15 protein-coding genes and 1 tRNA gene are annotated in these 13,409 nt (G+C 69.3%); 12 read left to right on the top strand and 4 right to left on the bottom strand.

The features are described from left to right. From QM711_RS13275 to QM711_RS13250, 6 genes are all read left to right on the top strand, one after another. Entirely contained in the window at positions 1-1,242 is a 1,242-nt protein-coding gene (locus QM711_RS13275) for a glutamate-5-semialdehyde dehydrogenase (RefSeq protein ID WP_415100089.1), read from the top strand. 33 nt (positions 1,243-1,275) lie between these two features. Further along, entirely contained in the window at positions 1,276-1,956 is a 681-nt protein-coding gene (locus QM711_RS13270; protein ID WP_415100087.1) for a hypothetical protein, read from the top strand. A gap of 181 nt (positions 1,957-2,137) precedes the next feature. Beyond that, positions 2,138-2,272, top strand: coding sequence for a hypothetical protein (locus tag QM711_RS13265; protein ID WP_415100085.1), 135 nt, complete (start codon positions 2,138-2,140; stop codon positions 2,270-2,272). Continuing rightward, positions 2,272-2,904, top strand: a complete 633-nt coding sequence (gene nadD / locus QM711_RS13260; protein WP_415100083.1) for a nicotinate-nucleotide adenylyltransferase — start codon at positions 2,272-2,274, stop codon at positions 2,902-2,904. The genes QM711_RS13265 and nadD overlap by 1 nt, the downstream gene beginning before the upstream one ends. 13 nt (positions 2,905-2,917) lie before the next feature. Then, a complete protein-coding gene (rsfS, locus tag QM711_RS13255; RefSeq protein WP_415100081.1) occupies positions 2,918-3,331 on the top strand; it encodes a ribosome silencing factor in 414 nt (137 codons plus the stop codon). Further along, the gene (locus tag QM711_RS13250) at positions 3,328-3,945 is read left to right on the top strand and encodes a histidine phosphatase family protein (RefSeq protein ID WP_415100079.1); all 618 of its coding nucleotides are present in this window, start codon (positions 3,328-3,330) and stop codon (positions 3,943-3,945) included. The genes rsfS and QM711_RS13250 overlap by 4 nt, the downstream gene beginning before the upstream one ends. Before the next feature lie 100 nt (positions 3,946-4,045). Here the strand turns inward: QM711_RS13250 and QM711_RS13245 are convergent, their stop codons facing one another. Then, entirely contained in the window at positions 4,046-6,739 is a 2,694-nt protein-coding gene (locus tag QM711_RS13245; RefSeq protein WP_415100077.1) for a PEP/pyruvate-binding domain-containing protein, read from the bottom strand. 101 nt (positions 6,740-6,840) lie between these two features. Here QM711_RS13245 and QM711_RS13240 point away from each other — a divergent pair, with 101 nt between their 5' ends. Further along, on the top strand, positions 6,841-7,779 hold the full coding sequence (locus QM711_RS13240) for a phosphotransferase family protein (protein WP_415100075.1): 939 nt from the start codon (positions 6,841-6,843) through the stop codon (positions 7,777-7,779). A gap of 67 nt (positions 7,780-7,846) precedes the next feature. Further along, positions 7,847-7,919 (top strand) — tRNA-Ala (locus tag QM711_RS13235). Positions 7,920-8,127: 208 nt separating this feature from the next. Here QM711_RS13235 and QM711_RS13230 read toward each other — a convergent pair. Next, positions 8,128-8,472: a VOC family protein gene (locus QM711_RS13230; RefSeq protein ID WP_415100073.1), complete on the bottom strand. Its 345-nt coding sequence runs from the start codon at positions 8,470-8,472 to the stop codon at positions 8,128-8,130. 59 nt (positions 8,473-8,531) lie between these two features. On the opposite strand from QM711_RS13230, the gene QM711_RS13225 reads away from it, so the two are divergent. Then, complete coding sequence (locus QM711_RS13225) at positions 8,532-9,044, top strand: helix-turn-helix domain-containing protein (protein ID WP_415100071.1); 513 nt, start codon at positions 8,532-8,534, stop codon at positions 9,042-9,044. Between the two features lie 63 nt (positions 9,045-9,107). Here the strand turns inward: QM711_RS13225 and QM711_RS13220 are convergent, their stop codons facing one another. Beyond that, positions 9,108-9,770, bottom strand: coding sequence for a TetR/AcrR family transcriptional regulator (locus QM711_RS13220; RefSeq protein WP_415100069.1), 663 nt, complete (start codon positions 9,768-9,770; stop codon positions 9,108-9,110). Between the two features lie 88 nt (positions 9,771-9,858). Between QM711_RS13220 and QM711_RS13215 the strand changes: the two genes are divergently transcribed. Beyond that, a complete protein-coding gene (locus QM711_RS13215; RefSeq protein WP_415100067.1) occupies positions 9,859-10,536 on the top strand; it encodes a DUF998 domain-containing protein in 678 nt (225 codons plus the stop codon). A 63-nt stretch (positions 10,537-10,599) separates the two neighbouring features. Here the strand turns inward: QM711_RS13215 and QM711_RS13210 are convergent, their stop codons facing one another. Then, on the bottom strand, positions 10,600-11,190 hold the full coding sequence (locus QM711_RS13210) for a TetR/AcrR family transcriptional regulator (protein ID WP_415100065.1): 591 nt from the start codon (positions 11,188-11,190) through the stop codon (positions 10,600-10,602). 75 nt (positions 11,191-11,265) lie between these two features. On the opposite strand from QM711_RS13210, the gene QM711_RS13205 reads away from it, so the two are divergent. Together QM711_RS13205 and QM711_RS13200 are read left to right on the top strand one after the other, a co-directional pair. Then, positions 11,266-11,997, top strand: a complete 732-nt coding sequence (locus QM711_RS13205; protein WP_415100063.1) for a lysostaphin resistance A-like protein — start codon at positions 11,266-11,268, stop codon at positions 11,995-11,997. Positions 11,998-12,539: 542 nt separating this feature from the next. Further along, a complete protein-coding gene (locus tag QM711_RS13200) occupies positions 12,540-12,977 on the top strand; it encodes a VOC family protein (RefSeq protein WP_415100061.1) in 438 nt (145 codons plus the stop codon). Positions 12,978-13,409: the final 432 nt, after the last annotated feature.

Below are 13,409 nucleotides of genomic sequence, written 5' to 3'. Positions count from 1 at the left end.
GTGACTTTCATCGATCAGGCCAGGGCGGCCAAGCGGGCCAGCATCGCCTTGGCCACCCTGAACCGGGCCGCCAAGGACGCCGCGCTGCACGCCATGGCGGACGCCCTGGCCGACGCCGAGGACGCGGTACTTGAAGCCAACCAGCGCGACATCGACCGGGCCCGGGACAACAGCACGTCCGATGCGCTGATCGACCGGCTGCGGCTCAACCCGCAGCGGGTGGACGGGATGGTCGGCGGCCTGCGTGACCTGGCCGGCCTGCCCGACCCAGTGGGTGACGTGGTGCGCGGCTGGACGAATGCCAACGGCGTCCAGGTGCGTCAGGTGCGGGTGCCGTTCGGTGTGGTCGGCATCATCTACGAGGCCCGTCCGAACGTCACCGCGGACGCCGCGGGCATCTGCGTCAAGTCGGGCAACGCCGCGCTGCTGCGCGGCTCGTCGTCCGCGCTGGAGTCGAACCGGGCCGTGGTAACCGCGCTGCGTGCCGGGCTGGAGGCATCCGGGCTACCGGCGGACGCCGTCCAATTCGTCGAGGGTGGACGCGAGGTCACCGACGAGATGATGGCGGCCCGCGGCCTGGTCGACGTGCTGATCCCGCGCGGCGGAGCCGGGCTGATCAACGCGGTGGTGAACGGCAGCAAGGTGCCGGTGATCGAGACCGGCACCGGCAACTGCCACATCTTCGTGGACGCCACTGCCGACCAGGCGATGGCGCTGGACATTCTGCTCAACGCGAAGGTGCAGCGCCCGAGCGTCTGCAATGCCGCCGAGACCCTGCTGGTGCACGCTGCGATCGCCGACGAGTTCCTGCCTGGGGCGCTGTCCGCGCTGGCCGGACAAGGGGTGACGGTGCACGGAACGGACGCCGTCCGGGCGTATTCGGACGCGGTGGTGCCCGCCGGACCGGACGAGTTCGACGGAGAGTACCTGTCCCTCGACCTAGCTGCCGACGTTGTCGACTCGGTCGCCTCCGCCATCGACCACATCCGCGCGCACAGCACCGGGCACTCCGAAACCATCATCACCAACGACCGGAGCTCTGCCGACCGGTTCACCGCGCAAGTGGACGCGGCCGCGGTGCTGGTCAACGCGTCCTCGCGATTCGTTGACGGCGGTGAGTTCGGCTTCGGCGCCGAGATCGGCATCTCCACCCAGAAGCTGCACGCGCGCGGCCCGATGGGGCTGGCCGAGATGACCTCGTCGAAGTACATCGTCACCGGAGACGGCCAGACCCGCGGCTGACCGCGGCGCGCCCGGTTGTGCTGCACTCGGGCGATGCCGGTACGCCTGACCCGCGACCTGAATGCCGAGGGAATGGACTCGGGCACGATCCGGCGAATGGTTCGCGACCAGGAGCTGTTCCGGACCCGGCGCGGCGCCTTCGCCGTCCAATTGGACGAGGGTGCCCGCCGCCATCTGCAGCTGATCCAGGCCACCGTGCCGAGACTTGGCCCTGACAACGTGCTCAGTCACATTTCGGCGGCTGTGCTGCACGGACTACCGGTGGACGCCCGGCTGCTCGACCGGGTGACGGTGACGCAGCCCAGCCGCGGTGCCAGCAGCATCGGTCGCTACACGCACCGTTATCGGACGCCGCTGCCCGAACAAGACGTAGAGGTCGTCGATGGGCTCAGCCGCACCATGCTGGCGCGCACCGTGTTCGATCTCGGACGCGGCATCGACCTCGGCTTCTCGGGTGAATCGCTCAGCCGCGTGACGCTGTGGCGGTTGGGACTGCCCGCACCGGAGCTCCAGATCGAGATCGCGGTGCGCGGGCACGGGAAGACCAAGTACGCGAATCTGCTGCGTCCCGGCGAGACGGCGGCGGACGTGGTGATGCGCGAAAAGCGCCGCGAGGCGAACCTGCGGGCCGCCGGCTGGAGAGTCGTCCGGTGGACCTATGCCGACGTCCTGAATCCGGAGCGGCTGGACGGCCTGGTCCGGCCGGACTGCTGACCGGCGGCTGGCGTCCATGACCTCGACATCGCGGCCTTTCGGCGTCACCGCAACGGTTCGAATCCGTGCGAACCCGCCAATCGGTTGCGAGGTCTGTGGGCTGCCGATCGCCGGACGCACACGGCGCGGCTCCCCGGCCGGACAGTGGCCCCGGCAGCCGCGGCCCGTTAGGATCCCGCGCATGGGCTTTCTACTGGAGACGGCGGTGCACCACGACCCGTACCAGCCGTACATCGTCGGCGGGGCGATCTTCGTGTTGCTGATGATCGGGCTGCGGGTGGTCTTCGGCGTGGGTAAGAGCCGCCCGCACAGCTAATGACCAATACCGGGATCGCCTGGGCCGACGACGGTTCCAGGCATCGCCGCTTGGGCGTGATGGGTGGCACGTTCGACCCGATCCATCATGGCCACCTGGTCGCCGCCAGCGAGGTGGCGGCGAAATTCGCTCTCGACGAGGTCGTCTTCGTGCCGACCGGGCAGCCCTGGCAGAAGGCGCATCGCAATGTGTCGGTGGCCGAGGACCGGTACCTGATGACCACCATCGCGACGGCGTCCAACCCGCGATTCTCGGTGAGCAGGGTCGACATCGACCGTCCGGGCTCCACCTACACCCTCGACACGCTCCGCGATCTGCGGCGCCACTACGGGGAAGACGTCGACCTGTTCTTCATTACCGGCGCGGACGCGTTGAGCCAGATCCTGACCTGGCACGGCGTCCTGGAGCTGTTCGAACTGGCCCACTTCGTCGGCGTGACCCGGCCAGGGACCACGCTGGGGGAGCACGACATCGCTCATCTGCCGCCGGACAAGGTGACCCTGCTGGAGGTGCCGGCGCTGGCGATCTCGTCGACCGACTGCCGCAACCGCGTCCGGGACCAGCTGCCGATCTGGTACCTGGTTCCGGACGGTATCGTCCAGTACATCGCCAAACGAGGCCTCTACCGCTAGACCTGGGAGTCAGATGACTGCAACAGACCACGCGATCGCACTCACCCGGATCGCCGCACGGGCGGCGGCCGACAAGCTGGGCAGCGATCTGGTGGCCTTCGATGTGTCCGAACCGCTGGCGATCACCGACATCTTCCTGATCGTCAGCGCGTCCAACGAGCGCCAGGTCGGCGCCATCGTGGACGCCGTCGAAGAAGCTCTGCTGGCCGAGGCAGTCAAGCCGGCCCGGCGCGAGGGGCACGGTGAGAACCGCTGGGTGCTGCTCGACTTCATCGATCTGGTGGTGCACGTCATGCACACCGAGGAGCGGGCGCTGTACGCGTTGGAGCGGCTGTGGCGGGACTGCCCGCTGATCGAGTTGGACGTGGACGACCGTGGCGACGTGGCCGCAGCCGGACGACGCGACAGCGCACCTACCGGCTCGTGACCGCGTCCCGCGTCATCCTGTGGCGCCATGGCGAGACCGCCTGGAACGCGCAGGGCCGCTATCAGGGGCAGGCCGACGTCCCGCTGAACGATCGTGGTCTCGCGCAGGCAGCGGCGGCCGCGGTGCGGATCGCGGGCTTGCGCCCCGACCGGATCGTCTCGTCGGATCTCGGACGCGCCGCAACCACCGCACGGGAACTGGCCAGCTGCACCGGGTTGACGGTCGAACTGGAACCTCGGCTGCAGGAGATCAACGTCGGCGACTGGGCGGGCCTGACCAACGACGAGGTGTTCGCCGCGCACCCGGATTTCGCGGCGGCACTCCGGGCGGGACGCGATGCGCAGCGCTCGGCGTCCGGTGAGACCGGCGCCCAGGCGGGAGCGCGGGTGGCCGAGGCGCTGCTCGACATCGCCGAGGGCAGCCCGGACGGCTCCACCGTCGTCGCCGTCGGCCACGGCTTCGCGCTGCGGGTGGCGATGGTCTTCCTGCTCGGCCTCGACTACGCGCACAACCTCACCCTGGGCGGGCTGTGGAACGCATCCTGGTCGGTGCTGCAGCCCGGTGGTGAGAGCTGGCGGCTGCTGTCCTACAACAATGTCGCCGACCCGGTCTGACCGGCGGTCCGCACCGACGCCGTCAGGCCCTCCCTAACTACCTGTGCCCTCCCACATGCGGGAGGGCACAGGTAGTTAGGGAGGGGTTTGCGCGCGACGGCTAGCAGCCACGGGCCGACTCGAACCGACGCCGCCGAATCACGGCGAGCGCCGCGACGGCCGCCCCCGTGCCCGCGGCGATCCACGCCCAGGCCGGCAGCCGGGGTTCGGCCGAGGTCGGCTGCCCGGAGTCGTCCGAGCCGTCCAGACCCACGGTGCCGGCGCCACCGTCCACGGTGATCAGATCGCCGGTGGCGATCCGCTTGGTGGCGTTCCCGGTGCCGAGCACCGCGGGAATGCCGTACTCGCGGGCCACGATCGAGCCGTGGCTCAACACCCCGCCGATGTCGGTGACCACCCCGGACGCCAGCGCGAACAGCGGCGTGTAGGCGGGCGTGGTGATCGAGGCGACCAGGATCTCGCCCGGCTGGAAGGCGGCGAAGTCGTCCGGTCCGGAGAGCACCCGGGCGGCTGCGGTGACCCTGCCACCCGAGCCGCCGGTGCCTTTGAGCACCGGCCCGGTCTGGTCGCCACGGGCCGGCATCATGGCGTCCATCGTCGCCATCAACCGGGACACCGGCAGGTACTGCGGCGGTGTGGCCAGCTTCCGTCCGCGCCATTCCCGGCGGCGCTGCTCGATAGCGTCGCCGTGGTCGTCCAGTTCCTGCGCCCCGGCGTCCAGACCGGACGTGGCGGCGTCCACCTCGGCGGCGGTCAGCCAGAACACGTCGTCCGATTGGCCGATCGCACCGGCCCGGGTGAGCCGTCCGCCGAGTTCGCGGAGCAGCCGGCGGATAGTCGGCCAGGCCAGGCCCATCGCGGCCAGCGCGTCCTCACGGATCGGCGCCCACTGCTGGGCGGCGGACAGGCTTCGTCGCGCGGCCTTGCGGCGCACCGGGTCGAGCCGCGCCATCAAATCGGTGGTGATTCGCTCGCGGCGCTCGATGGTCTCGCGCTGCCGTCGCTGCGGGTCGGCGCTGCGGCCGGCGAGCGCATGCCTGAGCGCTTCGACCACGGGAGTCGGGTCGTCCGCCGGTACCGGATTGGCGAAGTCAAGGTTGTAGATGGTGTGCCCGAACTCGCTCAGATGTGACTCAAGCCGGCCGCGGAACTCACGCCAGTCCGTGGCGGACACCCCGTCGGGTTCAGCGCTGAGCACGTCGCGGGCCGGCAGGCCGTCCAGCGCGTCCGCCAGCCCCGGGACGCCGCGGCCCCAGTCAGCGAGCGCGGACAGTGACTTCTCGGCCCGCAGCGGAGTGGAGTCGAAACCGAGCAGGAAGTCGGTGGCCTGCGGATCGCCGTTGCGGCGCAGCACCGCGTTGTACAGGCCGGTCCAGGTCAGCTCGGTGGTGGCCGCCATCGGGATCACCATCTGCACGTTGCTGTAGTAGATGCACCCGGCGGCCAGCAGGTCACGCACTCCGGCGATCAGCTCGGACGCCGTCAGTGCGGCCGGGTCATGGTCGACCCAGCCGGCAACTGCCGCCCGATAGTCGGGAAGGGCCTGATCGCGCCAGCGGTCCAGGACGAAGCCCTTCCGGGTGAGCAGCCGGACGGCGGTCGGGGTGAGGCCCCACATCCGGTTGAGCAACCCTCGGCTGTAGTCGTAGTAGACGTAGCCGTTGATCGTCGGGAAGTCGATGTCGAGGCCGACGAGCGCGGGGTTCAGGCTTGTCATCAGCCGGTTCAGGCCGACCGGTACGGCCACTCGGATCAGGTCGGCGAACAGGGGCGTGAGCGGGTCGGGCAGCTGTTCGACGATGCTGGCGCGGAAGTACATGCTGTCCGCGCGGGGCAGTGACCACTCGGTCGGCAGGTCGCCGACCGGTTCGGGCAGGGCGGTGATCGGTCGGGCCTGCACCACCTGGAAGGTGCCGTCGGCCAGCGTCCACTCGATGTCCTGAGGGCGTCCGAAGTGCTGCTGGACCTTCGCGCCCAACGCGGCCAACTCGAGCACTTGGGCGTCGGTGAGCGTGGCGCGGCGCAGCTGGGACGCCGGGGTCGCCACCTGCTCGGAACCGATGTCGGTGCGGACCGTCATCACCTTCTTCTCGGCGATTCGCCGGGACGCGATCGGGTCGGGGGCGGTGCGGTCGACGACGTACTCGTCTGGCTCGACCTGGCCGCCGACGACCGCTTCGCCCAACCCCCAGGCGGCGGTGATCACGGTCTGCTCACGGCGTCCGTTGCCGGGGTTGGCGGTGAACATCACCCCGGCCACCTCGGCTGGAACCAGCCGCTGCACCACGACGGCGATGCTCAGGCGTGCAGCGCCGTCGTGACTGGCCCGCTCGCGGTAGGCGACCGCGCGTTCGTTCCACAGCGATGCCCAGCAACGCCGGACGGAGTCCAGCACCCGGTCGGTGCCGGTGATGTTGAGGTAGGTGTCCTGCTGGCCGGCGAAGCTGGCGTCCGGAAGGTCTTCGGCAGTCGCGGACGAGCGGACGGCGACCGGACCCTCGCCGAGGGAGCGATAGCCCTCGGCCACCGCCCCAGCGACCTCAGCGGGCAGGGCGGCGTCGCGGAACAGAGCCTGGACGGCGTCGGGGGAGTCGGCGGTGGCGAGGCGGGCGTCCAGGTCGTTCGCGGCGACGAAGGCGTCATAGGCGGCGGTGGTGACGACGAAGCCGTCCGGTACCGGGAAGCCGGCACGGAGCAGATCGCCGAGGTTAGCGCCCTTGCCGCCGGCTATTTCGAGGGCGGTGGCGGAGAGTTCGCCCAGCGGGCGGACCAGAGCTGAGTGACACTCGGTCATACCCGAAGTCTAGGAGCCGCGCTCGCGGTCTCTGGCTGCAGCGCACCCACCCAACCGCCGGTGGAGCGCTGCGGCGAGAAGGATCGGATAGGTTCGCTCAGATGATCGAGCAGCCGGCGGCGGTGGAGCAGACCTACGTGCCAGTGGGACCGGACGAGGCGAGGATCCTGGCGAGGTTCGGCATCAGTGCGTCCGCGCTGCTCGGCAGCGGCGGCGAGGCGCGGATCTTCGCGCTGGACGACGAACGGGTGCTGCGGGTCCAGGCTCCGGGGGAAGCGGAGCCCGACCGGGAGTTGGCCGACCTGCTTGATTCGTGGACCGGCATCGACCTCGGGTTCGGCCTGCCCGTGGTGCTGAGCCAGGCACGTCTGGGATCGCAGAACTACAGCATCGAACGCCGGCTGCCCGGCGTCCCGCTGGCGCAGTGGCTGGCCGGCACAGCTGACGATGAGCGACGGCGGAGGGGACTGTTGAGTCTCCTGGACGCCGCCGGACGGCTGCGGGAGTTGCCGCTGCGGCGCGCCGGATTCGGCCGCGTCCTGGGCGACCCGCGGGGGTTCGGCTCGCTGACCGAGTTGCTGGTCGCCCAGATCGAGGTCGGCCTCCGGTTCAGCGACGGGCTGCTCGCCCACGCCGTCTCCGATCTGGACGGCCGGGTCGGCGATCTGCTGGCGCGGCTCAGTGCGCGGCGGGTTGTTCCCGCGTACTGTCATGGCGACCTGGCGCCGGCGAACGTGATGGTGGACGCCGATGGGCAGGTGACGGCGGTGCTCGACTTCAGCGTCCACGCGCTGGCCGCGGATCCCGTCCTGGACCAGGTCGGCGCGGTCGCGTTTCTGGAGATGACCCCTTATCGGGGCAATGTTGCCGACGCGTCCTGGCTTCAGGACCAACTGATCGGACGCCTCGGCGCTGAGGCCTGGTTGATCAATGCCTATCGCCGTTTCTACGCGCTCTACTACGCGATGGACCACGCGTTGATCCCCTGGTGCGCCGAACAACTGCTGGCCCCCGAGGTGGAGCCGAGCGAAGGCTGCTGATTCGCGCGGCGGACACCGATCGGCTAGAGTTCTTGCTCGTGCCCGGCTCTCCGGGCCACCCGTTCGCGGGGCTATGGCGCAGTTGGTAGCGCGCTTCCATGGCATGGAAGAGGTCAGGGGTTCGAATCCCCTTAGCTCCACAATTGAAGACGTACTAGAACCCTGACATCGTTCGATGCGGGCTCAGGTGCGAGGGCGATGCAGGGCTCCGCGAGCCGGATCGTCGAGGTCGCTCGGGATCGGTTCGAGCGCGCGCCCGGGTCTGGACGTGTCCAGTGATCTCGATCGGTGCTCGGAGCGGACGCGGCCGCTGGCCTTTGCCGCGCACCACGGACGCCTTCCGTGCCGCTACGCCTTGTTCTCGGTCGACTGGTCGATGACGTAGAACACCGAGCCACCAGGCTCGCGGTACGAGGCGAGGAAGCCGCCCGGGATCGCGGCGGGTGCGAGCAGCACCTCGAGTCCGCCGGGCCGGTTCGCGTGGAAGTCGGCGACGAGGTCGACCGAGAACAGTGGGCCGGACGCCGCCTCAGGATCGACGTCGAGCATGACGTTGACGTTGCCGTCCGGCGCCGAAAGCCCGGCGGTCGTCTCGCCCTCGCGCCACAGCTCGTTGAACCCGAAGCTGTCGCGGTAGAGGGCGAGCGTCGCAGGCAGATCCGAGGTCGGGACGTAGAAGAACTCGAGCTTCATCGGGGACTCCCTCCGTGTCGTAACTAGATTGACCGACAGCATAACGGCATTATGGACGCATGCGCGAGTGGATTCCGATCTCCACCTCTCCCAAGGGGCGGCTCGCGCTCGCCGCGGTGCAGACTTTTGGCGGCCGGGCGTTCGACGAGGTGACGGTCGGTGAACTCGCAGCGGCCGCCGATGTCACGACGGGTGCGATCTACCACCATTTCGGCAGCAAGCTCGGGCTCTACGAGTTCGTACGCGAGGACGTCGAGCGGCGGCTGCTCGATCGCATGGAGGGCGCGCTCGCCGCGGGCTCCGCCGGCGACGCGTCCGCGAGGGTCCGGGGTGCGCTGGTCGTCGGCTTCGACTTCGCCGTGCGCGAGCGGTTCCTGCACCTTCTCGGCGCGCCGCCCGCGGGCGCCGAAGACCGCCTCGTCGCGCTGCTCGCCGCGACGACGTCGTCGCCGGTGCTCGGTCGCGTGCTCGCCGCGGGCTGGCGCGCCGCGCTCGCCGCAGTCGCCTACGGTGCCGATCCCGACGAGTCCCGCGCGGCGCTCCGCGCGCTCGACCTGCGGCTCGCCGCTTGACCCCCGAGCAGCCGCCGCGGCCGGCGGCCAGTCACCCTTCGGCGAGCGACCCACCCGACCGGTTCACCCTGGCCCTGATGAGAATGAGTTGCACGCGCGATCAGGGCTCACGTACGCGCGTGCGAAGGCCTCCGCGCCCGCGATCGCGCGGAGGCGGGCGCCGCGTGCCGACGGCCGGATGCCGGTGAACATGGCGCGATCGAGGTCGGCACCCATCACCAGGAAGGCGAAATGCTGGGCCGCCAACTGCGGCGACGCTGGGCGCAGCGAGCCCGCCCGCATCATCGATTCGAGGAGGTCGGCGAGCGCCGCCATGACTGCCTCGGGGGCGCGCGAACGGTACTCGGTGACCAGGTCGGGGAAGCGATGCGACTCCATCACGAGAAGCCGTCGAAGCGATAACGGCAGCCCGAGCAGTGTGGTCTCGGCGAGCCGGCGGCCGATGTCGATCAGATCCGCCACCGACGCCTCCGTTAGCCGGACTTCCTCTGCAAGGGACGCGGCGAACGCGTCCGCGACCTCGATAGCCGAGAAGATGGTCGCCCGGAACAGGCTCTCCTTATCGGAGTAGAGGTTGTAGATGGTCCGTTTGGCGATCCCCGCCTTCTCGGCGATGCGATCCGTGGTCGCAGCCTGATAGCCGCTCTCCAGAAACACTTCGCGCGCGGCGTCGAGAATCAGGGCGCGGGATCGGACGATCCGCGGATCCTCTTTGTTCGCTGTCACATCGTCTCCCTTTGCTTGCGGTGCTGCGCATCGTACGTCTACTCTCACCCAGAGTGCACTAATGCACTTAAGAGTGCAGGAGGAGCTCATGGTGGACAATCTTGGTTTCGACCGCGGCGCAGCCGTGACACGCAGTCTTCTCGGCTGGGGCGTGGTCGCCGGACCCTTCTACCTCGTGGTCGGGTTGGTCCTCGCCATCACCCGGCCGGGGTTCGACGTGACCCGGCACGCGCTCTCGTTGCTGATGCTTGGCGATCTGGGCTGGCTGCAGCGGACGAACCTCACCCTGACTGGCCTGATGGCGATCGTCGCGGCGTACGGCATCGTCCGCGCGGTGCGGAGCGGGCGGGGGCTGGCGATGGCGGTGCTGACGATCAGCTACGGCGCGGGCCTGATCCTCAGCGCCGTCTTCCCTCCCGACCCGGTCGCTGGGTTCCCACCAGGATCGATCGCCGGCGTCGTCAGCCTCAGCGGAGTCCTTCACCTCGTGTTCGGGGCCGTCGGCTTCGCCGCCGTGGCTGCTGCCGCCTTCGCGCACGCCGGCTGGAGTCGCACAATCGGTGCGAAGGGACGAGCCAGGGTCAGCACGATCCTCGGCGTCGTCGTCCTCATCGGCTTCTTCGCCGGCGCCGCACTGTCCAGCGGACCGGCCGGAGTGGCATTGCTGTGGATCGCCGTCCTCGCCCAGTTCGCCTGGCTCGCGCTCGCCTGCTCGCAGATCTACGCCTGGTCGCCGCACCCGATCCGGTCGCGGCGCGAGGCGTGACGAGTCTGCGGCAGGGGCGTGGCTTCCAGCGCGACCGCCTCGGTCGCTGGCCGGTCCCCGCGGCTACCGGGGGCGCATCAACTGAGCGACGATAGCGATGAACTCGGGGCGTAGCTCATCGATCGCAGCTGAGCCTTCCTGGACGGCGTGGCCGAGCAGGCCGTCGGCGAGGATGCCGAGCCAGGTCGCGATCCGCGCCGCGGGGAGGTCGGTCCGCATCGTTGCCTGGGCCTGGCCGAAGGCGACCACCTCGGTCAGGCCGTCGCGCACCAGGGCGCTCTCAGCCTTCAGTGCGGCCGCGACCCCGGGGTGGTCGGGGACCGCGCCGAGAACCGAGTCGAATCCGGCCAGGTCGTCGTCGGACGCCTCCCGCAGGACGTGTTCGCACCACAGGTCGAGTGCCTCTCGGGCGTCCCGCGCCGCCGTCCCGCGAATCCGGGCGAAGGCCTCGCGGGTGTGCTCGACGCCGGTCTCGAGGATGGCGACCAGGACGTCGGCCTTGGTGGGGAAGTAGTGGAAGAAGGTTCCCGAGGACACGCCGGCGCCCGCGCAGATCTTCGCGGTGCTGGTGCGGTCGTACCCTCCCTTGGCCATGCAGCTGTACGCGGCCTCGACGATCGCGTCCCGCCGTCCACTCTGCTTCTCGGTGCTCATCGGCTTCCCACCTCCGCTGGCGATCGTAGAGTATTCACTCTAGAGTGAACGCTCTAGAGTGCGTACTCTAATGGAATGTCGAACACATCCCAACGGTCGGCGGTTCCGGATCAGGGCAGCCGGCCCATCGCAGAAGGTCGCAATGCCTGGTCGCTGACTAGGCCGCGGTTGCTGGCGTCGCTGGTCCTCGGGGCGATCGTCATCGGGTTGGTCTACAAAGGTCCGCCGGTCGACGAGATCGCCGGGATCCATCTCTGGTTCGGCCTCCGGGGACCCATCTCCGGCGACCCGTGGAAGTGGATCGGGGTCGGTCTGCTGCTGGTGATCGTGTTCGGCGTGGAGCGACTCGGGCTCGCTTCGCTGCTGATCCGGCGTCCGAGCTGGGCCGATGTCGAATGGGCGCTGTACATCTTCGGGGGTGCGATGGCCTGGGCGTGGCTGGCCGACATGATCGCGCCGCAGACCGACAATGCGGGCATCGACGTCGTGCTGCGGTTGGGCGTGCTGGGCATTGTGATCCTGACCGTGACCGCGGCGATCACCGAGGAAGTCGTCTATCGGGGCTTCCTGGCCGAACGGCTGGGTGCCCTGTTCGGCGCCCGCCGGTGGGCGCCATGGGTGGGTGCCGGGCTCAGTCTGGCGATCTTCGTTGCCCCGCACCTGGCCTTCTTCGGGCCGTCCTGGCTGCTGCACCAGTTCCCGACCGCTCTGGCGATCGCGGTGATCGCCGTAGTGCGGCGCAATCTGGTGATCGCCATGATGGTGCATCTGCTGACGAACCTGCCGATCCTGTACCTGCTGCTGTAGCAGTTTCCCTACGGTGGGGAGATGAGGTACGTCGGGAGGAAGCCGGTGCCGCCGCTCGATCAGTTCGTCGACGACGTCTATGTGCTCCGGCGTGCCCCGCTGTCGATCGATCGACACGACGGTCTGAGCGTGGCGACGCCCTGCAGCCATGCTCCAGGTACTGGAGGACGAACTCCGCGCGAGGCTGAGCGAAGCGTCGCGGGCCGGGCTGGCGCTGGTCAGCCGCCCCGGGGGCAACTGGAGCAGGCCTGGGCGCGGCATCGGGCGCCGACCTGGCCGAACGGGCCGGTGTAAGCGGGCAACCGGTTGGCCTTGCCTGTGCGGCACGTATTGGCGTGGGTCCGAGGCGGTTGGCCAGAATCTACCGCTTCGCGCACCTGATCCGAGGCTCGCGCGTCGTTGGCTGCCGGCTGCTCGGACAGACCCATAGTCTGCGCGGACAGACCGCATCCGTACCGTCCGCAGAGAGGTCCAGCCGACGGCCCTACTCGGCGCTCGCAGTTTCCTACGCCGGCCGGCGGGCGGGAGCCTAGGATCGGCGAGTGGCAACCACACTCAACAACGTCGGCATCGTCGTCGAGGATCTGTCGGCGGCGATCGACTTCTTCACCGAACTCGGGCTCGAGGTGGAGGGCCGCGGAATGATCGAAGGAGAGTGGGCCGGACGGGTCACCGGGCTCGGCGACCAGCGGGTCGAGGTGGCGATGCTGCGCACGCCGGACGGCCATGGCCGGCTGGAGTTGTCGAGGTTCCTCGACCCCGAGGTGGTCTCCGATCACCGACGGGCACCGGTCAACTCGCTCGGCTACCTCCGGGTGATGTTCCAGGTCGACGACATCGACGACACCGTCGACCGGTTGACCGCCAATGGCGCGGAGTTGGTCAGCAGCGAGGTCGTCCAGTACGAGGACGTGTATCGGCTCTGTTACCTGCGCGGGCCGGAAGGAATCCTGGTCGGCATCGCCGAGGCGCTCGGCTAGTCACAGGCCCCAGACCGCCAGCTCGTTGCCGGCCGGGTCAGCGAGGTGGAAGCGGCGGCCACCGGGAACTCGTAGTGGCCGTCGAGCATCCCGCCGGCTTTCGACCACGGATCGCAGTGAGGCATCGAGGTCGTCGGAGTACGGGATGACCAGTGGATTTGCCGGGCCGGACGCCGCCAACCCACCCGTCTCGGCATCGTCCGGGCGCGGCCCTCGGACGCCGGCGTCCGGGAGTCCGGACCTCCGACGCGACCGATCACGACCGCGCCGGTGAGTCGACGATTGACATCAGCGACAGTTTCTATAGACTCTATATTAACTAGAGGCGATCGGCCGTTCCCCATTCGTGTCGATGAACTCGCGGACGACTCATCGTCCAGCGCGTGCCTCACCTTGGAGTATCCGCTCGGCGTCGTTGCTGCGCGGGTTTGG

This window comes from Micropruina sp. (assembly GCF_047602385.1).
In the GTDB taxonomy this organism is placed as follows: domain Bacteria; phylum Actinomycetota; class Actinomycetes; order Propionibacteriales; family Propionibacteriaceae; genus Micropruina.
Note: the sequence above shows the minus strand (reverse complement) of the source record. Positions and strands in the feature narration are given on the sequence as shown.